Origin of the sequence: Candidatus Foliamicus sp. (genome assembly GCF_965221325.1) — a bacterium.
Taxonomy (GTDB): domain Bacteria; phylum Pseudomonadota; class Gammaproteobacteria; order Steroidobacterales; family Foliamicaceae; genus Foliamicus.
Window position 1 is genome coordinate 1,092,226 of record NZ_OZ244880.1, and the last position, 24,494, is coordinate 1,116,719.

Below are 24,494 nucleotides of genomic sequence, written 5' to 3' on the forward strand. Positions count from 1 at the left end.
CGGCGCGCGATATTTCTTCAACCACTAAAGGGGGAACGTAATGAAATTTCTCGGTAACACAAATGCTTTCGCTGCAGTCTTGCTGGCTTCTGTGCTGGCCGCATGCGGGACGTCGGACGGCGTCTCCACAGCGCCGTCCGGTGTCCAGGGCGGTTCGTCAGGCGCAACGGCGCCGGGCGCCTCCGCAGCCGGGGCTGGTAGCGCTGCCACCGCCACCGGAACACAGGTCGGCCAGAGCGACATGCAGATGCCGGCCGAGCCGGGTCGTGGCGCGTCCGGAGAGTGGCTCGGCGGACCTCAAGGTACGCTGGTGATCTACTTCGACTATGACCGCAGCGCAATACGCGAAGAATACAGCGAAATCCTGCTGGCCCACGGCGCATGGCTGGCTGCGAATCCTCAGGGCAGGCTGCGGCTGGAAGGCCACGCCGACGAGCGCGGTACGCCCGAATACAACCTGGCGCTGGGTTCGCGGCGCGCGAACTCCGTGGCGCAGGTTCTGAACGCGCTGGGCGCGGATGACGATCAGTGGACCTCCCTGAGCTTCGGCGAGGAGCGCCCGGCGGAGGACGCAGCCAACGAAGCGGCCTGGTCCAAGAATCGCCGCGTGGAGCTGATCTATGAGTAAAAGCAATTGGCCGGCCTTGGCGATGACCTTGGCGCTGTGCGTGACGCTGGCGGCCCCAGCCGATGCGCAGCGGCGGCGCGACCGCGAAGTGCTGCAGGAGCTGGAAACGCGCGTGGGCACTCTGGAGCGTCAGATTCGCGCGGACAACGTGGTGGCGCTGATCAACGCCCAGGATGACCTGCGGCGCGAGATACAGGCTTTGCGTGACCTCGTGGAGCGTCTCGACGAGGACCTGCGCCGCAACGCCGAGTTGCGCCGCAGCCAGTTTGCGGCGCTGGAGGAACGCCTGACGGCCTTGGAGTCCATGCCTAGAATGCCGGTGGACGTCATGCAAGCGGACGCGCCCAGCGCAGTGTCCGGTGATGCTTCAGTTGCGGGCTCAGGGTCCGTGGCCGAACCGCAGCCGCAGCCGGCAGGCGAAGGGCAAGGGGTAATCGCGGCCGGAAGCCAGGAGAATTACCAGCGCGCGCGTGCCTTGCTGGGCGAGGGACAGTACGAGGAGGCGGCGGCGGAATTTATTCGATTCCTCGAGTCGGCAGTAGATAGTTCGCTGGCGCCCAATGCGCGCTATTGGTTGGGAGAGGCGCACTATGTGCAGGGCCGCTACGAAGAGGCAGGCGCGGAATTCGCGCGCGTGGCGAGCGACTTTCCCGATTCGAACAAGGTGGCCGATGCCCTGCTCAAGCTGGGCTATACCCAGGATGAACTGGGCGACACAGCCGCCGCCATGCTGACGCTGGAGCGAGTGCGTCAGGAATTCGCCGGCGCCGATGCCGCCAGTCTGGCTACCTTGCGTCTGGCACAGATCGAGGCCCGCTCCCGGTAGTCTGTGCGTATCGGCCAGAGTCGGGTCCTGAGGGCCGGCGGCAGCGCGCATAACGGCTACAATGGCGCGCCACGGGTCGTTAGCTCAGTTGGTAGAGCAGCTGGCTTTTAACCAGTAGGTCGCAGGTTCGATCCCTGCACGACCCACTTGCGAAGGAGTGCTTCAGGCGAGCCGCGAGAAGGTTTGTGCGACGAGGGCAGGGTGGGTCAGCATGCCCGCGCGCGGGATGTCCAGTTCGATGAATTGCCAGCCGGGTTCGCGGGCCGGACCTACCATGGCATCGCTGGTCATAGAGAATTCCTGGCCCACGCAGTGAATGTAGGTGCGTGGCAGGCCCTCCCAGCCGCCGTTACGTAATTCGAGTTCGTCGGTCCAGCCGCGCATCGGGTGTAGCGTAATCTTCTTCTTGAGCAGCGCCTGTAGTTCCGTTTCGGAATCAGGAACCAGCATTTCGAGCGGGTAGGAGTCGAAGTAGTCCATCTGGTAGCCGTCCACGAATTTCTCCATGCGCTTCTTGAAGTAGTCGGAGATTTCGCCGTCCGGCCCGCGTCCGGTTCCGCTCATGCGGCCTTCCCTGGGAACCAGCGCGTCGAAAAACACGATGCGCCGAATTCGGTCCCGCCTGCGGTCGGCCACGCCGGTGATGACCATGCCGGCGAATGAGTGCCCCACAAGAATGACATCGTCGAGGTCTTCGCTGTCGATGATGTTGACCACATCCTGAATGTGGGTATCAAGGCCGATGTCGGGGCTCATCAAGTGCGCCCGATCGCCGCAGCCGGTGAGGGACGGCGCATAGACATCGTGTCCTTCCCGTTCCAGAATGCGGCGCACCGGCTTCCAGCTCCAGCCCCCCAGCCAGGTGCCGTGTATGAGAACAAAGGTGCGCGATCCGGCCTCGGCGCGCACACGCGGAGCCGCAGCCGAACCGACCAGTGCCGCTGCACCGCCGGCCAGCGCCTGACGGCGCGTTACCATCGCCGTCGCCTGATCCGAATCACCGCTGCGGGCCTGACGGCGCAAGCGCTCGACCCATGGGCTATGCGGGCTTGGTAGCGTTCAGCACACCGAAACGCGGCAGCGCGACCGGCCCTTCCTCGTTGAGGTCGAATCCCGCAGCGCGAATCAGGTCCGGCAGTCCGTTGCTGCGATACTTGATCGTCCATACCTCGTTGTTCCAGCGGTGATCCCACCAGCGCCGGTACTGACTGTATGCAGTGCGCGGACGCGGATTCTTCAGATTGAAGTCAATGGGGTAGAAGATTCCGCCCGGCCGCGTGATGCGGAACGCCTCATTCACGATGTCCTTGGTGCCTTGCGGCGACACCTCGTGAAACATGATGTAGCTGCTCACCAGGTCGAAGTAGTTGTCGGGGAAGCGGGTGTCTTCGGCCAGGCGTTGGGCGAAATTGACGTCCAGGCCCCTTTCCACGGCGCGCAGGTGCCCGTAGCGCACCATCGGGCCGCCCACGTCGATACCCCAGACTTCCGCGTCCGGGAACCGCTCCTTCAACGCCATGGCCAACTGACCGATGCCGGTGCCGATGTCCAGTATGCGCCTGACCTTTCCGTCCGCCGGCGTCGGCAGCCCAAAAGCTGCCGTCATGTGCAGGGCGTCCTGGTCGTTGCGGCCGGTGTAGAAGCCGTTGGTGCCGTAGTCGTACATGTGGCCGGCAAAGTCGTTACCCACGTAGCCGCCCGGCTGGATGTGAATCTCGTGGCGCGTGTAATCCGGCATCTCCAGGTCCGGGTTCAACTCAAGGGTTCCCGGCCCGCGGTTGTCCACCGCCTCCATTTCGCGCAGGTAGGCATCCGCGTTGTCCTCGCATTCGGTCTTGATGTTGTTCCATGACAACTGCTGCACCGACATCCAGGTTCGGGTTCTGGCTCCGATCACGGGATCGTCTTCGAGCAACGCGACGGCTTCCTGTATCGGTAGTTCGGCGTCTGGGGAAATGCCTTTGCTGGCCAGAATGTCGCCGGCGCGCCGTCCGGCGGCTTGGCTTAATGTCTGGTTGGCGAAGGTGCGCGCCGACATCAGGAAATCCATTCTGCTTTCCAGGTCGAGTTCCGCCAACCGCTCCATGCGTCCGTTGCGGCCTCGGGGCGCCAGGGTGCCCGGGACATTGGCCGGGTTCTTCGGCGGTGGCGGCAGTTCGGCGCGCGCGGCACGGCTCGCCGAGGGCGCCGCCATCAGCGACGCCATGCCGGCGAACAAACCCATCACGGATCGTCTGTTGATCATCTTTAATTCCTCCTAGAACTGGCGTTCTTCGCCGAACGGACGGGCGTTCGACGTGTCGCGCGAAAGGACGCTGTAAACGCGCTCGACCATCGCCACGCGTTCCGCTTCCCAGGCCTCCTTCTCGGCATCCGTCGGCACATAGGCCTCGATCATCGCGGAGGTGACCTTGCCTTCGGTTTCCAGGAGGCGTTCAGCCACCCGCATGCGCTGCCGGTCGGCCCAGATTTCGGCGCCCAGCGCGAGCACAACCGACATCAGGTTGTCGATGTGCGGATTACCCAGGAAAACGGCGGCGTCCGTATCCGCCGCAATGAAGGGTGCGGCCTTGCTGCGCCCCTGTTCGACTTTTTCGCTCATGGTATTTCTCCTCTGAACCGCCCAGTACGCCAAGGCATACTCCTGCATAGAGTAACACTTGTTTCAGGCATAGGCGCCGCGCAGCAGGGCAGGTCGCGTCCGCGCGCTGTTGTTGACCGTCCAGCCGCGTATGGGTAGGCTTTGTCCACTATCAGGAAATCGCATGCAGCCGATGAGCGATCCGCAATATTTCGAGCACCCCGTACTGGACCATCTTCTGGAAACGGTGCTGCAGCTCGGCAGCGAATTATGGACCACCCGCCGCCGCTTGGCGGTGCTTGAGAAAGCGCTGGCCGAGGCCGGCGCATTGTCTGAAAATGCCGTGGAGTTGCGGATGCCGTCGGCTGAAGAGCTGGCGGAAGAATCAGCCCAGCGGGATGCTTTTGTGCGGCGCTTGTATGCCGGTTTCGCCCGCGGCGGCGAAGAGCATGAGGCTCCGCCCGAACCCTAGGAGCGAATGTAACGTATGGATCGTGGACAGTTTGGCGGCCTGAACCGCCTTCCCTCCCTGGACGCCGAGGCGCGCCTCGGGTTCTGTCAGAGCTTGCGCACCCTGATTACCGCCGGCGGCATAAGCTCCAAGTCGCGGCTGGAAGCCAGTGCGGCGCTCAAGGACGCGGGCGTGTCGGCGGATGACGTTGACGAGATCTGCCGTGTCGTGGAGCCGCTGCCGCATGTGCAGATTCGCAACCGCATGCTACGCAGCGTTCAGGAAATGACCTGGGATTCGGCATTTCGCGCCCTCGAAGCGGATCGGGAGCGGCTGGAGCATGAGTTGCTGTCCAGCGCCGACGATTCGCATCTACTGCTCGACCCGGAGTTCGAAACCCCGGATTACGTGAAGTTCGATTTTCATTTGCAGCCGGGCGGCTATGTAGGCGAAGCGCTGGCCGGGGAGCTGTATCACCACGGTACGCAAGCTTTTTACATGGGCATGAACGAAGGCGATGCGATCCACAGCGGGCTGGTGGCCTGCGGCCAAGAGCCTTCAAGCGGCAAGGTGCAGCGCGCACTCGATCTCGCCACCGGCGTCGGTCAATGCGCCACCGCGCTGAAGCAGCGTTATCCCGAGGCAGAGGTATGGGGTCTGGATCCGTCCGAACCCCTGCTGCGCTACGCGCACCGCAGGGCGCAGCGCATGGGCTTGCCGGTCTATTTCAAGCAGGCGGCCGGGGAGGCCACCGGATTCGAGGACGGCTGGTTCGATCTGGTGAACAGCTACATCCTGTTTCACGAGATTCCGTTCCGGGTAACCCAAGCGGTAATTCGCGAGATGTACCGCATCCTGCGGCCCGGCGGTGTGCTGAACATCTACGATTTTCCCGCCGGCGATCCCATGCCGCCGGAAACCCGCTACATGTTCGAGCACGACCACCGCGATAACGGCGAGCGCTGGTCGATCGAGCTCATGGAAGGCGACTTCGAAGGCGCGCTGCGGTCGGCAGGCTTCGAGATCACGCCCGGGCCGCGCCAGTTCCTGGTGGTGAAAACCTGGCATTGCCACAAGCCGGCCTGACGCGTGCATGTCGCCGCAAGCGTTTTTGCGCCTAGGAGATCAGTGATTATGCGACCAATCGGCTGCTTGCGTTCCTGTTCATTCCGGAGCGGCATCCTCGCGGCAGCAGCGGCTTCCTTACTCGCCGCTTGCGGGGGTTCCGGTTCCGACGGTCCTCCGCCGGCGCCGCCGAGCATCAACGTTTCGGATTCCAGTCTTGATGTGGGGGCAGCGGGCGAAACAGTGTCGGTGAATGTCTCCAACGGGGGCGGGGGCACGCTGAACTGGAGCGCCTCCATCCCCGACAGCGTGGATTGGGCGCGCATAGCGAGCGGAACCACCGGCACCGACGCCGGAAACATTGAGATCGAAGTGCGCGCCAATGCCGGCGCGGCGCGGGAATTCGCGCTTACCGTGTCGGCCGCTGATGCGGGATCGACGACCGTTACGGTGCGGCAGGCGGAAGCGCCGCCAGTTCTCGAGGTCTCGGCGGCGCGCAGCGAACTCGACGGCGAGGGCGGAAGCGTGGCCTTGCAGGTGCGCAACGCCGGCTATGGAGCAATGCAATGGAGCGCCAGTTTGCCGGATGACGCGGACTGGGCCTATATCGAGAGCGGCGAAGAGGGTACGGACAGCGGCGAAGTTGTCGTGCGCTACAACTTGAATGGTGGCGACGACCGCGAGTTGGAAGTGACCGTGACGGCGCCGGGGGCGGAGAATTCACCTTTGGCCTTGAGCCTGAGCCAGTCATGGTTCGCGAGCGCGGCTTGCTCCTACGCGGAGGGTCGGGCGGAAGTTCTGGACACCATGGAGACCTGGTACTACTTCAATGACGAGCCCGAGCAACAGGAGCGCTACGACAACCTGATCATCAGCGTTTACGATAACCTCGACCGGCTGCTCGACAATCTTCGCTGGAAGCCGGATACTCACGACCGGAACTTCACGTTTTGGCTCACTTCAAGACGAACGGACATGCTTCTTGCCGGGCAGGCTTACGTTTTCGGCTTCCGCATGCGGGTGGTAGTGGATCTGAGCCAGAATCCTTTGTATCTCGAAATCGCTGACGTTTACGCAAACGCTCCGGCGGGTTTGGCCGGTCTGGAACGCGGCGATCGCATTGTCGAGGTGAACGGCAAGGCCGTTGACAGTCTTACCCTGGCGCAGGTGGACGCGGAACTCGGCCCGCCCGAAGAAGGTTTCGAGGTGCGCCTGGAGGTCGAGAAGCAATCGGGTGAACGCCGGACCATAACCATGGCCAAGGACTTGGTCGATGTGCCGACGGTTCCGGAGCAAAGCGTGTCCGTGTTCGATTCAGCGGCGGGAAGTGTGGGCTACCTGCATTTTCGGACCTTTTTCGGCGACGCCAGTTTTCGCCTTCTGCAGGAATTCGCCGAGTTCAGGCGCGCCGGAGTGCGTAACCTGGTCGTGGATCTCCGTTACAACGGCGGCGGCGCTGTACCGATCGCCGAAGGCCTGGCGACCCTCATCGGGGGTCCCGAACTGTTCAAGGGGCAGCAGAACGTGCTGAGCCGCCGAGTTCACAACGAGCGCATCAGCGCCCGGGGGTTTGACCAGACGGCGTACTTCGGATGCGCGGCCTACTCCACGCCCGAGCTTCGCGCGCGCTGCGAGAACGAGTCGGCACTTCCGAACCTGGAAAACGTCGTGTTCATTACCGGGCCTTCGTCTGCGTCCGCCAGCGAACTGCTCATTACGGCCTTGCAGCCTTATGAAAACGTGTCCCTGGTGGGAGATCGTACTTTCGGCAAACCCGTGGGCCAATACGGGTTCGGATTTTGCCGTGCAGAGGACAACAGTGCCGATTCGTTCCTTGGCTATCTATGGCCCGTGTCCTTCGCGACCGTCAATGCCGAGGGATATGAGGACTACTACGACGGCATTCCGGTGACCGAAGGCTGCCAGGTGGAAGATGACCTGAGCCGTCCACTCGGCGATCCCGAGGAGGCGCGGCTCGCTGCAGCCTTGCGCTATATCGAGACGGGTAGTTGCGGTGCGTCCGCCTCAACGCGCATGAGTCCGCCCCCGGGCGCCGTCATCCATGTGCCGACGCTGCAGGATCCCGTCAGGCAGTTCCTCGGGCATTAGCGCGGCAAATCGCAGCGTCCGCGCTGCGTCCCCCGGAATGAGGATCAGCGCCGCCGGCAGCAGACGGCGGGGGCTCAGGCCGCGCGGGCCTGCAATTGGGCGGCGGCTTGCTCCCCGATCAGACGCCCGAAACTCATGGCCGGCATTAACGACATGCCGCCCACGAAAGCGGCGCCCGACAAGCGTGTAAAGCCGAGAATCTCCCCGGCAGCATAGAGGCCGCTGATCGGCGCGCCCGATTCATCCAGGACCTGCAAATCGCTGTTCACGTTCAGCCCGCCGGGGCTGATCACGGTAACGCCCACCGCCTCAATGCCGTAAAACGGCGGCTTTTCGATGCGGCGCGGCAGGAACAGGCGCTGGTATTCGGGGTCATCGTTCTTGTCCACGGCCTCGTTGTAGCGCTTGACGGTGGCGGCCAGGTTGGCCGGCGGAATATCGAACCGCTTGGCCAGTTCCTCAAGCGTATCCGCTTTCTGGAAGGCGGGATGCGCATTGAACTCGGGCCTTAAGTCGCGCCCTTGTTTGTCCAGCACTCCCATTTCCGGTGCGTTCTGACGAATGCCTTCGTCGAACACCATTACCATGCGCATGCCCGGCTGATTCAGCAGCGTGGATTCGCTGTAATGAATGCTGGGATGATCTTCGCGCAGAAAACGCTTGCCCTGGCCGTCCACGTAGATTTCCCAGGGCGCGCGGTAGGCTGGCGCGAGGCTGAAGAACCACGCGCTCAGCGGATTGCCCGGTTCGGTCAGAAATCCCGCGAAAGTGCAAAGGAACTTATCGGTATTGCCGACCTGGGCGCCGATCTCCCGTGCCGCGATAATCCCTTCGCCTCGCGAATAGGGGTTGCAGTGCGAGTGCAGCGGCCAAGGTGTGACTTCATTCCAGAGCTCGGGATTGGCCGCGTAGCCGCCCGTGGTAAGCGCCACCCGGGGTGCCCGGAATTCCAGCGATTGTCCGGCCGACTCGGCTCGTACGCCGATCACCGCGCCGGATTCGGACGTAATGAGCCCGGTCATGCGGGTCTGCAGGCGCAAGTCGATAGCCCCGGAAGCGACCAGTTCCCGGTGTACGGGCTCTATCACCTTGAGTATGGAGATCGCCTGCTCGTGCCCCCACACGTATCTTCGCGTGGCGTAAGGCTCATGCACCATGCCCGCCACCGGAGTTTCGGGCGCCAGTTCGAGGCCGATATCCATCAGCCAATGCAGGGTGTCGGCGGCATTGCCTGTCGCCAGCCGGCCGAGCACCGGGTCGATGCCGCCGTGGGCGATCCGCTGCGCGTCCTGGTAATGCTCTTCGGGGCTGTCTTCGATGCCCAGAGCGGCCTGTTGGCGGGTGCCGGCGGCGCTGATCTGGCCGGATGACCAATACAAGGTGCCGCCCACGCGGCTATCGGCCTCGATCTGCAATACACGCGCGCCGCCCTGGGCGGCAAAAATGGCGGCTGGCAGGCCGGCCGAACCGGCGCCGACAACAATGATGTCGTAGTTATCTTTCATGCTTTTTTCCCGGCCAGGCTGAGTAGTGGTTTGACGAGGTCGATAGGCAGCGGGAAGACGATGGTGCTGGTGCCTTCGCTGGCAACCTCGGTCAGCGTCTGCAGGTAACGCAGTTGCAAGGCCTGTCCCTGCTCCGAAAGTTTTTCCGCGGCTTCGGCCAGTTGCGAGGCCGCCTGGCGCTCGCCTTCGGCGTGAATGACCTTGGCGCGCCGCGCGCGTTCCGCCTCGGCTTGCGCGGCGATGGCTCGGATCATGCTTTCGTCCAGGTCCACGTGCTTGATTTCCACGTTGGACACCTTGATGCCCCAGGCATCGGTATGCTGGTCGAGAATGACCTGGATGTCCTGGTTGAGCTTGTCGCGCTCGGAGAGCATTTCGTCGAGTTCATGCTGGCCCAGCACCGAGCGCAGAGTGGTTTGCGCCAACTGGCTGGTGGCCTCGAACACGTTGGCGACCTGGATGATGGCGCGCTCCGGATCGACAATGCGGAAGTACACGACCGCATTCACTTTGACCGAAACGTTGTCGCGGGATATCACGTCCTGTGTGGGCACATCCATGACGATCACGCGCAGGTCCACACGCACCATCCTCTGAATAAGCGGGATCACGATGATCAGGCCCGGCCCCTTGACTTTCCAGAACCGGCCAAGCAGGAAAATCACGCCCCGCTCGTACTCGGCGAGAATTCGCACCGATGCAACGATGAGCACCAGCAGAATGGCACCAGCTATAACAAATGTGAACATTATGAACTCCTTATCCTGTTTGTCTAAATACAGTTAACAAGTTTGCCCTGCTCTTCCGCTCAGGCGGGGAGGCGGCTATTTCCAGTAGCAGGCCGTCCACTGCTTGCACGTAGAGCCGCTGTCCCTTGGCGACCGGCGCCGCCGAGGTCGCTTGCCAGCGCTCGCCCTGCACCAGCACCGGACCCTCATCTTCGAATGCTTCCAGCGCCACGGCCCGGCGGCCCACCAGGCTTTCCCGACCGCTCACGATCGGTCGCTGGCGGCTTCTTGCCAGCAGGAATACCAGACCCAGCATCAGCAGTCCGGCCGCCAGCCCCACGCCGCCGATCAGGCGCAGTGGAGCCTCGAATCCGGGCACACCGGTGTCGAACAGAATGATCGAACCCACAACGAATGCCACCACGCCTCCTAATCCCAACACCCCGAAACTGGGGGTTATCGACTCCGCGATGATAAGGCCCACCCCCAAGGCCATGAGCGCCAGCCCCGCGTAATTTACCGGTAGTACGCTCAAAGCATAGGCGGCGAGCAGCAAGCAGATGACTCCCACGATCCCAGGCACCAGCGCGCCTGGGTTGTAGCCTTCCAGGAGCAATCCGTAGAGGCCGACTATGACCAGCAGGTAGGCGACGCTCGGATTGGTGAGAATCGACAGCAGGCGTGTGCGCCAACCGGGTTCCAGCCGTTCGATCTGCGCGTTAGCAGTCTTGAGGGTAACAGTCTCGCCGTCCAGCTCCACCTCGCGCCCGTCGGCCTGCTCCAGCAGGTCCGGAACATCGCTGGCGATGAAATCGGCCACGTTCATTTCTACGGCTTCGGTGGCTTCCAGTGTCACGCCTTCGCGGACTGCCTGCTCCGCCCAGTCAGCATTGCGGCCACGCTGGCGGGCCAGGGTGCGGATGTAGGAAACCGAGTCATTGACCACCTTTCGCCGCATCGCCTCGGCATCAAGGTCTTCTTCGCCCTCAGCTTCTTCTGTGGCGTCCTCTTCCGAATCGCCTTGGCTGCTCACTTCGTCAGCCTGTTCGGTACTTCCTTCGCCGCCGCTAGAGCCAGCCTCCCCGTCCGCTTCGCGAGCGGGCTCATCGCCGGGTGAGGCATCCTGCTCGCCGTTTGTGGTCTCAGCTGGGCTTTCGCCCTCGTTCTGCGCTGACGCGCTGCGCCACAGCAGGAAAGCAGCCGGCAAACTGTCCGCCGGGCCGGCATTGCCCATGCTTACCGGCGTGGCGGCGCCCAGGGTGGTCGCTTTCGCCATGGCGGCCACATGGCTTGCGTAGAGAATGTAGGTCCCGGCGCTGGCGGCGCGCGCTCCATTCGGCGTCACGAACACGGCCACCGGAACATCGGACGCCAGAATTTCCTTGATCATGTCGCGCATCGGCTCCAGCAGCCCACCCGGGGTGTCGAGTTCCAGCACCAGAATGCTGGCCCTGCGTTCCTGAGCCGCCTTCAGGCTGTCCACGAAATATTCGGCGGTCGCCACGCCGATTGCGTCATCAATGGTCAGCACCAGCGCCAGTCCGGGCGTTTCGTCCCGGTCCGGTTCATCGGGCGTATCCTGTGCGCCCGCTACAGCCCAGAAAAGCGCGGCCGCAAGGGCCAGCAGGGCGGAGCGGAAAAGCAGCTTGCGGAGGTGCGATAACGCTTGCATAAAGGGGCAATCATCATAGCACGCGCGGGTATTCGCCGCTAAAATTCGCGCCGTGAACGAAACCGCAGCCACGGCGCAATGGAGCCCGGATAGCTGGCGCTGCCGCGAGACCGCACAGCAGCCGGCCTACGGCGATGCGGACGCGCTCGCCGCAGCACTGCGCGAGCTGGCCGCCTTGCCGCCCATCGTGACCAGTTGGGAAGTGGAGTCCTTGCGCGAGTCGATCGCCACCGCGCAACGCGGCGAGGCCTTCGTGCTGCAAGGTGGCGATTGCGCGGAAACCTTCCAGGAATGCAGTTCCGACATCATCGTGGCGCGGCTCAAGGTGTTGTTGCAAATGAGCCTGGTATTGAGCTACGGCTTGCGCAAGCCGGTCATCCGCATAGGGCGCATGGCCGGGCAGTACGCGAAACCGCGTTCCGCGCCGCTGGAATCCAGACAGGAGGTTTCGCTGCCCAGTTTCCGCGGCGACCTCGTGAATCGCCAATCGTTCACCTCGGGCGACCGCGAGCCCGATCCCAAGCTGCTGCTGCGCGGCTACGAGCGGGCTGCGCTGACGCTAAATTTCATCCGCTCGCTGGTGGATGGCGGTTTTGCCGACCTGCACCATACGGAGAACTGGAATCTCGACTGGGTCGGGCATTCGCCGCAAGCGGAAGCCTACGAAGCGATCGTGGATCGAATCACGCGCTCGCTGGACTTCATCGAGCATTCCACCGGGCGCGATCTGAGCCGGCTGCGGCGCACCAATTTCTATACCTCGCATGAGGGCTTGCTGTTGAGCTACGAGCAAGCGCAGACGCGGCTGCTCCAGCACCGTGGCCTCTGGTACAACCTCTGCACGCATTTCCCGTGGATCGGCATGCGCACGGCGCAACTCGACGGTGGGCATGTCGAGTATTTTCGCGGTGTGGCCAATCCCATGGGCATCAAGATCGGCCCCGCCATGACCCCCGAGTGGCTGCTGCAACTGCTCACGGTGCTGAATCCGAACAATCAGCCGGGCCGCATTACGCTCATTCACCGTATGGGCGCGGGGCGGGTGGAAGAAGTTCTGCCCCCCCTGATCGAAGCGGTGCAGCGCGAAGGCGCGCGCGTATTGTGGATGTGCGATCCGATGCACGGCAACACCGAGACCGCCGCCAACGGGCGCAAGACGAGGCGGCTCGAACGGATTGAAGAAGAGCTCGGCCAGGCTTTTGCCGCACATGCGCAAGCGGGAACCTGGCTGGGCGGCGTACACCTTGAACTGACCGGCGAAAACGTGACCGAGTGCGTGGGCGGCGCGCGGGGCCTGGGCGAATCGGACCTGGACAAGAGCTACCGAACGCAGGTGGATCCGCGCCTGAATTACGAGCAGGCCATGGAACTGGCCATGTTGATTTCGCAGCAGGCCTCAAGATAAGGCGGGGCGCAGATGACCGCCGGCGCAGAGCCCGGCTTCGATCCCAAGCCGTTTCTCCAAAGCCTCACGCAGGGCTGCGGCGTTTACCGGATGCTGGACCGCAAGGGCGGTATCCTCTACGTAGGCAAGGCCAAGAACCTGCGTCGCCGGGTGGCGTCCTATTTCGGCTCCCGCAGCCATCAGCCGCGCATTCGCAAATTGATGGACCGAACCCGGCGCGTGGAAGTGACGGTCACCGGCACGGAACAGGAAGCGCTGCTGCTGGAGTGCAACCTGATCAAGCAGCACCGGCCGCGCTTCAACGTATATCTGCGCGATGACAAGAGCTATCCCTACGTCTATGTGTCCACCCGCGAGGCTTTTCCCCGGTTTGCCTTTCATCGCGGTGCGCGGCGCGGTAAGGGCCGTTACCTGGGGCCGTATTCCAACGCCGCCGCGGTGCGCGACGCGCTAGGTCAGGCGCAGAAGCTGTTCCGCATCCGGCTCTGCGAGAACTCCTACTTCCGGCGCCGGCAAAGGCCCTGCCTGCAATACCAACTGAACCGCTGCACGGCACCGTGCGTGGATTTGGTGAACGCTCGGGAATACGCGGCCGATGTTGGCCAGGCTCTGTTGTTTCTGGAAGGCAAGAGCGATGCGGTGCTGGAGGATTTGCTGGCGCGCATGGAACAGGCTTCGCAGGCCCTGGACTACGAGCGGGCGGCTCAGTTGCGCGACCGGGTGGCCGCACTGCAGCGGATCCAGGCCAGTCAGGCCGTGGCGGGAGGCGCGGTGCGGGATCTGGACGTTGTGGCGGCAGTCGAATCCGGCGGCGTCTACTGTGTCGCTGTGCTCTGGATTCGCCGCGGAACGCTGATGGGCAGCCGTCTGTTCTTTCCGCGCGCGATGCCGGGAGTTGCGCCGGGTGAAATAACCAGCGCCTTTATCGCACAGCATTACTTCGAGCGCCGCGCGCCGCGCGAGATCATCTGCACCGCCGCCATCGAGGACCAGGCATTGCTGGAGGGCGCCCTGACGCTAGCGAGCGGTCATGCCGTGGCGGTGCGCTGGAGGGTTCGCGGCTGGCGCCGCCGCTGGCTTGAGTTGGCGCGCAAGAATGCCCAGGCGGGGGCATTGCAGCAGGCGCAAAGCGCGCGTGGTCTGGCCGCGCAGCGCAGCCATTTGGCCCGAGAGTTGCGCCTCATGCGTCCGCCGGAGCGGATCGAGTGTTTCGATATCAGCCATACGGCGGGGGAATCACCTGTTGCATCCTGCGTGGTGTTCACCGCCGAGGGCGCCAGCCGTTCGGAATATCGGCGCTTCAACATCCAGGCCGCCGCCGCTGGCGATGACTATGGGGCTATTGCGGAGGCAGTGCGTCGCCGCTACAGCCGCCGGATTCGCGAAGATGGCGCCTTGCCGGAGCTTCTTCTGGTGGACGGAGGGCGCGGGCAACTCGCGGCCGCGCGCAATGAACTTGAGGCGCTGGGCTTGGGCGACATGCCGGTGGCCGCGGTGGCCAAGGGCTTCGGCCGCCGCAGTGGGCGGGAGAGAATTTACGTGTCCGATCGCGAGCGGCCACTGCTGCCTGGTCCGGATTCGATGGCCCTCAAGCTGATTGTCCGCATCCGCGATGAGGCGCATCGCTTTGCGCTTGATGGGCATCGCCAGCGCCGGCGCAAGGCCCGCAAGACCTCGGTCCTGGAGGAGGTCGCCGGACTGGGACCGAAGCGCCGCCGCGCAATCCTGCGCCATTTTGGAGGTCTGCGCGGCGTGGAAGCTGCCGCGCCGGAAGATCTGCGAAAGCTTCCTGGAATCGGTCCGGAGCTGGCGCAGCGCATCCATGCCGCGCTCCATTAGCCAAGGCGCTGGCTCAGGGGGCAGGGTAGCCGGTGGGTTTGGGTGAGTCGCTGTCGCTGGTGTTGGCGTAGTAGATCAGCATGAAGGCAATGCGCTCGCCGGCGAATTCGAAAAAATTGGAGTTCATCAGCGTCTGTGCCGGGAATTCGCCATAAAGGCCGTCGGCTCGCGGGCTGAGGCGCACCGTGAAGCGACTGGCGGCGCGCTTGTGTGCCGCATCCACGGTGTGCGAGAAATCTCCAAACCAGCAGTCGTAGTTGGCGCACAGGTGTTCGAAAAAGTCCGCGAGAGGTTCTTGGCCGGGGCCTGGTGATGGCGAGTAGCGGCGCTCGGGCTGGTCGCCGTGCCGGATGATGACTTGTGCATCTTCGGCGAAGCAACGCAGCGCGGCCTTGACATCGCCGGCCGATACGGCGCCGAAGTAGCGGCGCTCGATGAAGTCGATGTAGGCGGACCGGTCCTGCACTTTGCATCCTCTCGGCGGCTCAAGCGGAAAAACGGAGATTGACCCTAATATTGCACGAATATCCGGCATTCCGGAAACCAGGGAGATTGGGGGTTAGGTATAGTGGCGCCATGAATCTTGCGATTCTGCTCACTTGGTTCCGCATCGTTGCCGTGCCCGGCGTGGTCGCCATCTACCTGTTGCCCGTGCCCTGGGCGCAGCCAGCGGCCGGCCTGCTTTTCGCCGCCGCAGCGCTCACCGACTGGCTGGATGGCTGGGTGGCGCGGCGTTTCGATCAGGGTTCGCGTTTCGGCGCCTTTCTGGACCCTGTTGCCGACAAGCTCCTGGTAATCGCCGCCTTGCTGGTGCTGGTGCAATCCAAGCCGAGCGTGGTGTTGGTGCTGGTGGCGATCGTGATCATCGGCCGAGAGGTGGCGGTTTCGGCGCTACGCGAGTGGATGGCGGTGCTCGGAAAGCGTGGGCGCGTGGATGTCATTCAGCTGGCCAAGTACAAGTCCATCCTGCAGATGGTGGCGCTTTCGTGCATGCTCTACGAGGCGCCGCTCTGGATTTTGCCCGTGTATCCGCTTGGTTACGCGCTGCTCTTGATTTCGGCGGCGCTGACACTGCTCACCGGCGCGCTCTACATGATGCGTGTGCGCGGCGAAATGCGCCCACCCCTGTCTGAGACGGGCTAACCCGCGGAGGAACAATTGTGAAGAAGATCGCACTGCTCTGTGCCTCACTGCTCGTATTTTCCGGCGCAGGCGCGGCCGAACCGCTCCAGTGGGACGCTTCGCGCTATTCTCAGGAAGTGACGCAATGCGACCGCCTTGCGGCGCATGCCGACGATCCCTTTGCGGTTTCCCCTGGCATCGCGCAATCCAGCATGGATTTCGACGGGGCCACTGCGGCTTGCGAGGAAGCGGTGGCGGCGGATCCGGAGAACCCGCGGCTGCGTTATCAGCTGGCCCGGGTGTACGGCTACAGCGGCCAGGGCAAGAAGGCGTATCCGCATCGGGAGGCGGCGATTGCGGCGGACTATCCGCAGGCTCTGTTCGTGAACGGCTACCTGCATTTTCTGGGCATCAACGAAGCGCCGCAAGATGTCTGCAGGGCGGCGGCGCTGATGCGCCGCGCCGCGCAATACGGCCGATTGGCGGGCCAGATCGGCTTCACGCGCTATGCGCTGGACGGCGAATTCGATGGCTGTGACACGCCGATCGACCCGCGCGAGATGTCCGGTTTTCTGGACGCTGCCGCCGACGCCAACAGCGGCTATTACCTGAGCATGCTGATTGCGATGCTGCGAAAGGAAGTGGGCCAGGCGTGGCCGGAAGGCGAGCAGCAGTAGGGTTTCACAGGTCGGGTCCTGCCTGCGCAGGCTGACAGAAGGAGGCAAAACATGCGGATGACTTTGTTGCTAGCACTTTGTGGCTTGCTCTGGGGAGTGGAGGGCGCAGCCGAGACGCTTACGTGGGACGCTTCCCCGTACTCGCGGGAAGTGACGCCTTGCGACCTTGCGGCCGCGCACCCTTCCGACCCGGACGCAATAGTGCCGGGTATATCGCAGGACGACATGAACTTTGCGACGGCAACGGAAGCCTGCGAGGCGGCGGTTGCTGCGGACCCCGAGAATCCGCGGCTCAGATATCAGTTGGTTCGGGTCTATGTCTATAGCGGGCAGACAAGCAAGGCTGACCCGCATTGGGAGGTGGCGCTCGCGGCGGAATACCCGCAGGCGCTGTTCGTGAGCGGTTATATGCTGGTGCGGGGGAGCCGCGGCGTATCCAGGGATTCGTGCAGGGCAGAGAAACTGCTCAGACGTTCCGCGCAATATGGACGCCTGGCAGCCCAAGTCGGTTACGCGCGTTACGCCATAGACGGCGAATTCGAGGGCTGCGATGCGGCCGTGGACCCGGCTGCGGTACGCGCTTTTCTGGCGTCGGCAGCGGAATCCACGAGCGACTACTACCGGAGCATGCTGATCGACACACTGCGCAAGGAGGCGTCGCGGATCTGGCCCGAATCGCAAGCAAACTCAAGCGCGACCTGAGGCTCTCCCCGTGGTCGGCAGGCGCAACAGGTTCTATTGAACCTTGAGCGAGCTTGCTGCTAGACTGACTCGTCTTGAAGCGGGAATAGCTCAGTGGTAGAGCACAACCTTGCCAAGGTTGGGGTCGCGGGTTCAAGTCCCGTTTCCCGCTCCATCTTTCCCGTGCGCCAGGAGGTCTGACGACCAGGCCGCGCGCTATCCGGGCCAGGTGGCAGAGTGGCGATGCAGCGGACTGCAAATCCGTGTACGCCGGTTCAATTCCGGCCCTGGCCTCCAACAATCAGTAGTTGATGGACGGATTGTTGCCGGGGTAGATCACGCCGGCCACCAGCATTCCCTCAGCGCTCGTGCATTCGAGCGAATGACGCCGCTTGGGCGGCAGAAAAATCACGTCGCCGGGCTCGACCGGTGTTTTCACGGAGTCGGTCCACATGCAGCCCTTTCCGGAAACCACGATCAAGGTCTCCTCGTACAGATGCCGGTGGCCCACGGCCTTGGACCTCGGAATCTCGCCGATAAACTGCGCGCCGTTATCAAAGCCCTGGCTCTTGCCGATCAGCACCTGGAAGAAACGATCGGCCATGGGCGTTGCGCTGGCTCTGTCCATGGCGCAGGTGCGGTCCGGATAGTCCGCATCAAAGTGCTCCGGCAGTTCCTCTAGCCACAACGGGCCCTCGGACTGCGGGAAGGTGCTGGCATAGACCTGCAGGGGCTGGTCGGGATCGGCGCTGAGCGCGAACGCCTCGCCGGGACGCACGAAGGCGCCGGTGCAGGGCGCGAGCGCAAAATTGCGCTGGCCGATGGTCAGTTGACCTGCGCTGTCCTTCACAAAGAGCAGTGTTTGGCAGCCCGGAAACGTCATGGCTTGTCGGTGGCCGGGACCGAGCGAGAAATGAAACTGCGACTGATGACGCGCGCCGTCCTCCGCGCCGATCAGTTTGCGGACCTTGATGACAGCGGTGCCCTCATCGGACAGCTCTTGCACCCGCGCGACTTGGCAGCCGCCATCCAGAACCACACGGCCTGGGGCAGCGCTTTCGGCCTCAGGGATAGCTCGGTTCTCGGGACTTAGGGGGTCTTCGGTTTCGTATTCCTCCAGCAGGTTGTTGTGGCTGCCGTCGCAGAACGGGGCTTCCTTGGTGTGTTTGCAGCCGCAAAGCAGCACTTCCTCGCCGTCCTTCAGCGCCTTGTAGGGGATCGGGACGAAGTCGGTTCCCTTGTGCGAGCCATCGCACCAGGGCTGATTCTTCGACCGCCCGCATGCGCACCAGAAATACCGCTTGCCTTTCGCCAGTTCGGCGTAATAGGGCTTGTATTGGGCGATGGTGGGCCCTTGTTTTGTGCTGCGCATGGCGGTGGTCCAAGTGGCGCCGGTCGATGCCGGTCGACAAGATTCTAGCCCGCGTCTGACCGATGCCGGCGCCTTTGCGTTTGGAGTGAGCATAAGAGTATTCTTTCCCGCCATGCACAAGAGTCTCGCCGCTTTTGTTGCGCTGGCTATCCTGAGCCTGGACGCAACTGCCGCACAGCCGTCGCCAGCCGAGGCGGGTAACGCAGAACCTCCGCACACCAACGTGGTGCTGATCATTGCCGACAACCAGCCAGCCAGGCTCCTGGGCGCCTACGGCAACCGGGAAATCGCGACTCCGAACATCGACGCACTGGCCCGCTCCGGCATCCTGTTCCGCAATGCATTCGCGGCCAGCGGTGTTTGTTCGCCCTCGCGCGCCAGCCTCCTGACAGGACTCATGCCCTCGCAGACCGGTGTTCACGTGGCGTTGCCGGGACAGCCGGAACTGGACAACTGGGCGGCGATCGAGGAATTCCGCAATCTTCCGCAGACGCTCGCCGACGCCGGTTACGTCACCGGCCTGGTGGGCAAATACCACCTGGGTCGGCACGAAAATCCGCAGTTGGGGTTTTCCTGGTGGGTAACGTTTCCTGCCGGGCATACCACGACCTTCTATGACCAGGAAGTGATCGAAAATGGACGCCATTACCGGGTCGAGGAACACCTGACCGACTTTTGGACAGACAAGGCCATTGAGTTCCTCGAAACGCGCCGCGACGCCGCGGAACCGTTCTTCCTCTACCTGTCCTACAACGGCCCCTACATGCTGCCGCCCACCGTGCTGCTTCCGCCCCGCAACCGGCATGCCGAACGCTACCGCGCAAATCCGCCTTCGATGCCGCACGAGCCCATTCATCCCTACCTTGAAGCCTGGGCCAGAGGGAGAGGGCCGACCGATCAGATGCGCGAGGAGGGCACCACGGCGTGGACGGCGATCAACGCGATCAACAATCCGGTGGCCATGATCAATACCGCCGCGGAAACCACCATGGTGGACGACGGGGTAGGGCGTGTGCTGGCTGCGCTTGAAGAGACCGGCATGCGCGGCAACACACTGGTGATCTATACCTCCGACCAGGGCGCCCGCTACGGACACGGCGGCATGTGGGGCAATACCTCGTGGAGCTTCCCGTTTACCGTGCATGGGGTAAACATGGAAGTGCCGCTGATCTTCTCGCAGCCCGGACGGGTGATCGAAGGCCGCTTGCGCAAGGAATTTATCAACCAGTTCGATCTGTTCCCCACTCTGCTCGACTACCTGGGCCTGAAAGACTTGGTTATCGAGCGCTCCCCGGGCAGAAGTTTCGCCGGCCTGCTGCGCGGCGCGGAACCGGAGTGGGAGGACATAGCGTTCTTCGAGTTCGTCACGGTGCGCGTGGTGCGCACTCCGCAGTGGAAGTACATGAAGCGTTTCGATACCGATGAGCCGCACACGCTGTTCGACCTTGTCAACGATCCAGACGAGAAGCGCAATCTGATCGGCGACCCGGCCCACAAGGCGGTGATCGAAGATCTCGACGGGCTGCTTACGGCTTTCTTCTCGCGCTATTCGGCGCCCGAGTACGACCTCTGGAATGGCGGATCGGCAAAGGCGATTCTTCTCGACAAGCACTATGGGCGCAACGACGTTTTTCGCGACCGCTTTCCGGGCTGGCGGGAGCCGTTCCTGGAGCCGGCGCCGACCGTGTTTCGCGATCGCTGAGGGCTTCGCCGCGCCCTCGCGCCAAGGGACGCATAAGCCACCAATTTGCTCAGGAAACGAATGGGATCGCGCATGAAATGGCCCGCTGACCGGATCACTCGAAGCTCGGAGAAGAGCTTCGGCATGTATGAGCAAGCTCTGCCGTTGATGGCCCGGGGCATCGACGTCATCCACCTGGAGGTGGGAAGACCCAGTTTCGATACGCCGGTTCACATCAAGGAGGCCTGCAAGGCGGCTCTGGACGCGGGCATGGTCCATTACGGGGACTTTCTCGGCAACGAGCCTTTCCGCCGCGCGCTGGTGGAGAAACTTGCAGCGCGCAACGGCATTCAGGCAGCTGCCGATGAAGTGCTGGTGACCAGTGGATTGACGCACGGCGCCTACATCACCTGCATGGCGGCGCTGGACCCCGGCGATGAGGTAGTGTTGCTTTCGCCCTACTATCCGCAGCACATCAACAAGATCGAGCTGGCCGGCGGTACGCTGGTAATGGCGCCGCTTGATCGTTCACGTGGCTTCGCGCTGGATGGCGCGGCGATTCGGGAGCGGCTGAGCCCGCGCACCCGGATGATCATCCTGGTCAATCCCGCAAACCCCACAGGCCGGGTCTATAGCCGCCAGGAATTGCAGGAACTGGCGGACATCGCGATCGAACACGACCTGCTGGTAATGTCCGACGAGGTCTATGAGCAGATCGTGTTTGACGATGCGCGGCACATCAGCATCGCTTCCCTGCCGGGCATGTGGGAGCGCACGATCACGCACTTTGCCTTTACCAAGGCGTATGCGATGGACGGCTGGCGCATGGGTTACGCGGTCGCGCCCAAGCGCTTCATCGACGCGATGCTGAAAATCTCAAAGAACGACATCGCGCACGTGAACGTGTTCATTCAGGAAGGCGGTCGCGCCGCGGTTTCGGGCCCGCAGGACGCTGTGCACGAAATGGTCCGCGAGGACTGCCGGAGGCGGGACCTGGTGGTCGAGCACCTGAATGCGATGCCGGGGGTGCGCTGCCCGTCGCCGCAGGGCAGCATCTATGCGTTTCCCGATATCTCCGCCACTGGACTGACATCGGCAGACCTGGCGCGCGCCTTGCTGAAGGAAACCCGGGTTGCGGTGGAGGACGGTGCGTTCTACGGCGCAGAAGGCGAAGGCCATTTGCGCGTGTGTTTCGGAGCCGAGCCATACGAGCGGCTGGAGGAAGCCATGCGGCGCATGTACGCCTTCTTCGCTAGCGGTTGATCGGCAGATCCAGGGTGGAGCGGTCGATGATGCGCCCGCCCTTGATGACCTCCAGAATAGCCTTGGCGTTGTTGATGTCCTGGGCAGGGTTCGCGCCAAGCAGCACCATGTCGGCGTGCTTGCCTGGTTCAATCGAGCCGAATTCGCGCTCCATTCCGAGAAATACCGCGCCGTTGAGCGTGGCGATGCGGATGATGTCGGCAGGCGCAATGCCGGCGTCCTGCAGCAGTTCCAGTTCGCGATGGGCCGCAGGCCCCGAGGTCTGATCCGATCCTGCCACCAGAACTCCTCCGGCGGCGTGGACCAAACGCACATTTTCCTGGGCGATTTCGGTCATTACCTTCATCCACCAGGTCCAGGGCCGCGCCTGGTATTCGGCGCGGGTTTCGGTCCTGAGTCGTTCGATCTCCTCCGGATCGATCGTGGCTCGGTAGAGCGGCTCGTCCAGGTGTTCGGGCTGTTCGGCCAGGCGCGAGTAGTTCTCGCCGATGGTGAGCGTGGTGACCATGGGAATCTGCTTGGCGGCCATCAGCCGGGCGAACTCTTCGGTGATCGGCCCCTGGATGATGGGATGCGCCAGCGTGTCTATGCCCGCGAAAATGGCCTGGCGGGCGCGCAGCTCGCTGGAAGTATGCACGGTGGTGCGGAGACCGCGGTCGTTGTAGTACTCGATGATGCGCTGCATCAGGTCTTCGGGCAGGCGAGGGATGGTCGGCCGTGAGCCCCAGCCGCGCTCCTCGTAGGTGATCTTCAGCACATCCGGCTGCCGCGCGATATGCGCATCAAGCAAGGGCTTGGCTTCCGGCCAGTCATCCACGAGCGTGGCGCTCGGGGAACTGCCGTGGCTGCCGGGATAGGTCACGATCCCGCCGGTGGCGAAGATGCGCGGGCTCTCAATATCCCCGCCGCGTTCCTGTTCTCTGAGCTTCAGGATGAAGTCCGGACTGTTGCCGGCGTCGTAGAGCATAGTGATGCCGCTGTAGAGATAGCCGTGCAACGCCTGCAGCCCTTCGCGGAAGTCGTGGGAGGGCGGTTCCCGCAGTCCTTCGGGAGCCGCTCGCACTCCCCCGCGCAGATGAATGTGCATGTCCACCAATCCCGGCATCAGGTAGCGGCCCTCGCCGTCCAGGACCACGGCGCCGCTCGGCGCTTCCAGCGGTGCGTCATCGACGGCGCTGATGCGCCCGTTTTCTACCGCCACCCACATGCCGGCAACCGCATCTCCGCCGGTTCCGTCCAGCAGCGACACGTTCTCGATCAGCAGATTTTGCGCCGTGGCCGGCGTCATCGCAGCGAGCGCGGCCAGAGCCGCGAGCGAAATGCCTGTCTTTGCCATGCGATAAATCCTCATGCCCCTTAGTCCTCCACCACGTGCTTGAACACGATGCCGTCGCGCATCACCAGGCGCACGTCAAGCACGGCCCGAATGTCGTCGAGCGGATTGTTCGCCAGCGCCACCAGGTCCGCGGCCTTGCCGGGCTCCAGCGAGCCGGTAAGGTCGGCAATGCCGCCGGCTTCGGCGGCATGCACCGTACCTGCCATAAGCGCTTCCATGGGCGTCATGCCCGCATTCACGTACTCGACGAATTCGTTGGCGTTCTCACCGTGCGGCGAAACCGCCGAATCGGTGCCCAGGGCGATCTTCACGCCCATGCCGTGCGCCAGCGCCACCATGTCCTTGGGTTGGCGGCCGAGCTCAAGAAGCTTTGCCATGATCGGGGGCGGCAGATTGCCGAACGGCCCGACCCTCATTTTCTCGGGCGTGTCGCCTACCGCCGTGATCGGATACACCGTGGGCACCATCCAGGCATCCTGCTCCAGGAACAGTTCCATGGTGCCTTCATCGGCCCACATGGCGTGTTCGATGGAATCGAAGCCGGCGCGCAAGGCTGCCTCTATGCCCTCCTTGGCGTGTGCGTGAGCCGTGACCTTGCGCCCCAGCGCGTGCGCCGTTTCGGCGATGGCATCGAGTTCGGCCTGCGTGAACTGCTGCCCGGTTCCGGTAGCGGTTTCGCTCAGCACACCGCCGGTGGCCGTGACCTTGATTACGTCCGCGCCGCGCTTGACCATCTGGCGGACTGCGCGCCGGCAGTCATCGGGACCGTCACAGGTCCCCGATGCGGGCAGTGCCGCCAGCACTTCCCTGCGGTAGCCATGTATGTCGCCATGCCCGCCGCTGGGAGTGATGGCCTGGCCGGCGGCCAGAATTCTCGGCCCGGCAACCAACCCGTCGCGAATCGCATTGCGCAAGGCGAATATTGCTTCGCCGCGCGCGCCGAGATCCCGTGCCGTCGTGAACCCGGCCTCCAGCGTCCAGCGCGCGTATTGCGCACCCTTCAGCGCGAAGTAGGAGTCGGAATACGACACGAAGTCCACCTTGCGGCTGCTGCCGGATTGCGAAAGCAGGTGTACATGCAGATCGATGAATCCCGGCATGACGAAGTAGTCTTGCAAGTCCAGCACTCGCGAAGGCGCGTCGTCCGGGGCGTCGGCCCACCCGCCCTCGATCGAGACCACACGACCGTCTCTGACGATCACCGTTTGCCGGCTGGCCGGCGCCTGTCCGGGCACAGCCAGCAGAGCACCGGCGTGAATGACCGTGTAGCCGGGAAAACTCCGGTAGTCGGGGGGACGGTTGTAATCGGCGGCGGATACAGCAGCCGCACCTGCCAGAAGGCCGGCCGCCAGCACGAAAATCGAGCGGAAGTGGCGTCGCATGATTTGCCTCCTCAAGATAGCAAGATCAGTGTAGCAGGCATTTCAGGGTGCGCTGCGCCGCGCTTCCTGCTGCTTGGAAATGCGCTCTGTGCAGTGGACAGCGGACTCACAGCAAAGTGGTAAAATATCCCTTCAACAACCGCTTGAGCGCCGCCTTCGCCGCGGCGCGTT

At 63.4% G+C, this 24,494-nt stretch carries 22 protein-coding genes and 3 tRNA genes; 15 read left to right on the plus strand and 10 right to left on the minus strand.

The window, feature by feature from the left end; translation table 11 throughout:
- Positions 1-40 precede the first annotated feature (40 nt).
- From pal to ACWCOO_RS04960, 3 genes are all read left to right on the plus strand, one after another.
- Complete coding sequence (pal, locus tag ACWCOO_RS04950; protein WP_446831847.1) at positions 41-628, plus strand: peptidoglycan-associated lipoprotein Pal; 588 nt, start codon at positions 41-43, stop codon at positions 626-628.
- The gene (gene ybgF, locus ACWCOO_RS04955; RefSeq protein ID WP_446831848.1) at positions 621-1,454 is read left to right on the plus strand and encodes a tol-pal system protein YbgF; all 834 of its coding nucleotides are present in this window, start codon (positions 621-623) and stop codon (positions 1,452-1,454) included. The genes pal and ybgF overlap by 8 nt, the downstream gene beginning before the upstream one ends.
- 73 nt (positions 1,455-1,527) lie before the next feature.
- Positions 1,528-1,600: transfer RNA gene (locus ACWCOO_RS04960), tRNA-Lys, on the plus strand.
- A gap of 16 nt (positions 1,601-1,616) precedes the next feature.
- Here ACWCOO_RS04960 and ACWCOO_RS04965 read toward each other — a convergent pair.
- From ACWCOO_RS04965 to ACWCOO_RS04975, 3 genes are all read right to left on the minus strand, one after another.
- Entirely contained in the window at positions 1,617-2,432 is an 816-nt protein-coding gene (locus ACWCOO_RS04965; RefSeq protein WP_446831849.1) for an alpha/beta hydrolase, read from the minus strand.
- A gap of 61 nt (positions 2,433-2,493) precedes the next feature.
- On the minus strand, positions 2,494-3,699 hold the full coding sequence (locus tag ACWCOO_RS04970) for a class I SAM-dependent methyltransferase (RefSeq protein WP_446831850.1): 1,206 nt from the start codon (positions 3,697-3,699) through the stop codon (positions 2,494-2,496).
- A 12-nt stretch (positions 3,700-3,711) separates the two neighbouring features.
- Positions 3,712-4,056, minus strand: coding sequence for a hypothetical protein (locus tag ACWCOO_RS04975; protein ID WP_446831851.1), 345 nt, complete (start codon positions 4,054-4,056; stop codon positions 3,712-3,714).
- Between the two features lie 172 nt (positions 4,057-4,228).
- On the opposite strand from ACWCOO_RS04975, the gene ACWCOO_RS04980 reads away from it, so the two are divergent.
- Genes ACWCOO_RS04980 through ACWCOO_RS04990 form a run of 3 tightly spaced genes read left to right on the plus strand, consistent with a single transcriptional unit; the run spans position 4,229 to position 7,660 of the window.
- Positions 4,229-4,507, plus strand: coding sequence for a hypothetical protein (locus tag ACWCOO_RS04980; protein WP_446831852.1), 279 nt, complete (start codon positions 4,229-4,231; stop codon positions 4,505-4,507).
- A 15-nt stretch (positions 4,508-4,522) separates the two neighbouring features.
- Positions 4,523-5,572 carry a class I SAM-dependent methyltransferase gene (locus ACWCOO_RS04985; protein ID WP_446831853.1) on the plus strand — a complete coding sequence of 350 codons (1,050 nt, stop codon included), beginning with the start codon at positions 4,523-4,525 and terminating at the stop codon, positions 5,570-5,572.
- A gap of 48 nt (positions 5,573-5,620) precedes the next feature.
- The gene (locus tag ACWCOO_RS04990; protein ID WP_446831854.1) at positions 5,621-7,660 is read left to right on the plus strand and encodes a S41 family peptidase; all 2,040 of its coding nucleotides are present in this window, start codon (positions 5,621-5,623) and stop codon (positions 7,658-7,660) included.
- Positions 7,661-7,734: 74 nt separating this feature from the next.
- Here ACWCOO_RS04990 and ACWCOO_RS04995 read toward each other — a convergent pair whose 3' ends face one another.
- Genes ACWCOO_RS04995 through ACWCOO_RS05005 form a run of 3 tightly spaced genes read right to left on the minus strand, consistent with a single transcriptional unit; the run spans position 7,735 to position 11,565 of the window.
- Positions 7,735-9,165: an FAD-dependent oxidoreductase gene (locus tag ACWCOO_RS04995; RefSeq protein ID WP_446831855.1), complete on the minus strand. Its 1,431-nt coding sequence runs from the start codon at positions 9,163-9,165 to the stop codon at positions 7,735-7,737.
- A complete protein-coding gene (locus tag ACWCOO_RS05000; RefSeq protein ID WP_446831856.1) occupies positions 9,162-9,914 on the minus strand; it encodes a slipin family protein in 753 nt (250 codons plus the stop codon). Before ACWCOO_RS05000 ends, ACWCOO_RS04995 begins: the two co-directional genes overlap by 4 nt.
- Positions 9,915-9,924: 10 nt before the next feature.
- Complete coding sequence (locus tag ACWCOO_RS05005) at positions 9,925-11,565, minus strand: NfeD family protein (protein WP_446831857.1); 1,641 nt, start codon at positions 11,563-11,565, stop codon at positions 9,925-9,927.
- Positions 11,566-11,617: 52 nt separating this feature from the next.
- Here ACWCOO_RS05005 and ACWCOO_RS05010 point away from each other — a divergent pair, with 52 nt between their 5' ends.
- Together ACWCOO_RS05010 and uvrC are read left to right on the plus strand one after the other, a co-directional pair.
- Positions 11,618-12,970 (plus strand): class II 3-deoxy-7-phosphoheptulonate synthase, encoded by a 1,353-nt coding sequence (locus tag ACWCOO_RS05010; protein WP_446831858.1) that lies wholly within the window; start codon positions 11,618-11,620, stop codon positions 12,968-12,970.
- Positions 12,971-12,982: 12 nt separating this feature from the next.
- Positions 12,983-14,809, plus strand: a complete 1,827-nt coding sequence (uvrC, locus tag ACWCOO_RS05015; protein ID WP_446831859.1) for an excinuclease ABC subunit UvrC — start codon at positions 12,983-12,985, stop codon at positions 14,807-14,809.
- 13 nt (positions 14,810-14,822) lie between these two features.
- Here the strand turns inward: uvrC and ACWCOO_RS05020 are convergent, their stop codons facing one another.
- Positions 14,823-15,275 (minus strand): nuclear transport factor 2 family protein, encoded by a 453-nt coding sequence (locus ACWCOO_RS05020; protein ID WP_446831860.1) that lies wholly within the window; start codon positions 15,273-15,275, stop codon positions 14,823-14,825.
- 110 nt (positions 15,276-15,385) lie between these two features.
- Between ACWCOO_RS05020 and pgsA the strand changes: the two genes are divergently transcribed.
- From pgsA to ACWCOO_RS05045, 5 genes are all read left to right on the plus strand, one after another.
- Complete coding sequence (gene pgsA, locus ACWCOO_RS05025; protein WP_446831861.1) at positions 15,386-15,952, plus strand: CDP-diacylglycerol--glycerol-3-phosphate 3-phosphatidyltransferase; 567 nt, start codon at positions 15,386-15,388, stop codon at positions 15,950-15,952.
- A gap of 17 nt (positions 15,953-15,969) precedes the next feature.
- On the plus strand, positions 15,970-16,608 hold the full coding sequence (locus ACWCOO_RS05030) for a hypothetical protein (protein ID WP_446831862.1): 639 nt from the start codon (positions 15,970-15,972) through the stop codon (positions 16,606-16,608).
- 51 nt (positions 16,609-16,659) lie between these two features.
- Complete coding sequence (locus tag ACWCOO_RS05035) at positions 16,660-17,310, plus strand: tetratricopeptide repeat protein (RefSeq protein WP_446831863.1); 651 nt, start codon at positions 16,660-16,662, stop codon at positions 17,308-17,310.
- Positions 17,311-17,389: 79 nt separating this feature from the next.
- Positions 17,390-17,464, plus strand: a tRNA-Gly gene (locus tag ACWCOO_RS05040).
- Between the two features lie 48 nt (positions 17,465-17,512).
- A tRNA-Cys gene (locus ACWCOO_RS05045) sits at positions 17,513-17,586 on the plus strand.
- 4 nt (positions 17,587-17,590) lie between these two features.
- On the opposite strand, the gene ACWCOO_RS05050 is transcribed toward ACWCOO_RS05045, so the two are convergent.
- Positions 17,591-18,661, minus strand: a complete 1,071-nt coding sequence (locus ACWCOO_RS05050; RefSeq protein ID WP_446831864.1) for a CDGSH iron-sulfur domain-containing protein — start codon at positions 18,659-18,661, stop codon at positions 17,591-17,593.
- 112 nt (positions 18,662-18,773) lie between these two features.
- On the opposite strand from ACWCOO_RS05050, the gene ACWCOO_RS05055 reads away from it, so the two are divergent.
- The gene (locus ACWCOO_RS05055) at positions 18,774-20,363 is read left to right on the plus strand and encodes a sulfatase family protein (protein WP_446831865.1); all 1,590 of its coding nucleotides are present in this window, start codon (positions 18,774-18,776) and stop codon (positions 20,361-20,363) included.
- 72 nt (positions 20,364-20,435) lie between these two features.
- The gene (locus ACWCOO_RS05060) at positions 20,436-21,605 is read left to right on the plus strand and encodes a pyridoxal phosphate-dependent aminotransferase (RefSeq protein WP_446831866.1); all 1,170 of its coding nucleotides are present in this window, start codon (positions 20,436-20,438) and stop codon (positions 21,603-21,605) included.
- Here the strand turns inward: ACWCOO_RS05060 and ACWCOO_RS05065 are convergent.
- Both ACWCOO_RS05065 and ACWCOO_RS05070 read right to left on the minus strand, forming a co-directional pair.
- Positions 21,595-22,956, minus strand: a complete 1,362-nt coding sequence (locus ACWCOO_RS05065; protein WP_446831867.1) for an amidohydrolase family protein — start codon at positions 22,954-22,956, stop codon at positions 21,595-21,597. The genes ACWCOO_RS05060 and ACWCOO_RS05065 overlap by 11 nt on opposite strands.
- A gap of 5 nt (positions 22,957-22,961) precedes the next feature.
- Positions 22,962-24,323 carry an amidohydrolase family protein gene (locus ACWCOO_RS05070; RefSeq protein ID WP_446831868.1) on the minus strand — a complete coding sequence of 454 codons (1,362 nt, stop codon included), beginning with the start codon at positions 24,321-24,323 and terminating at the stop codon, positions 22,962-22,964.
- Positions 24,324-24,494 lie beyond the last annotated feature (171 nt).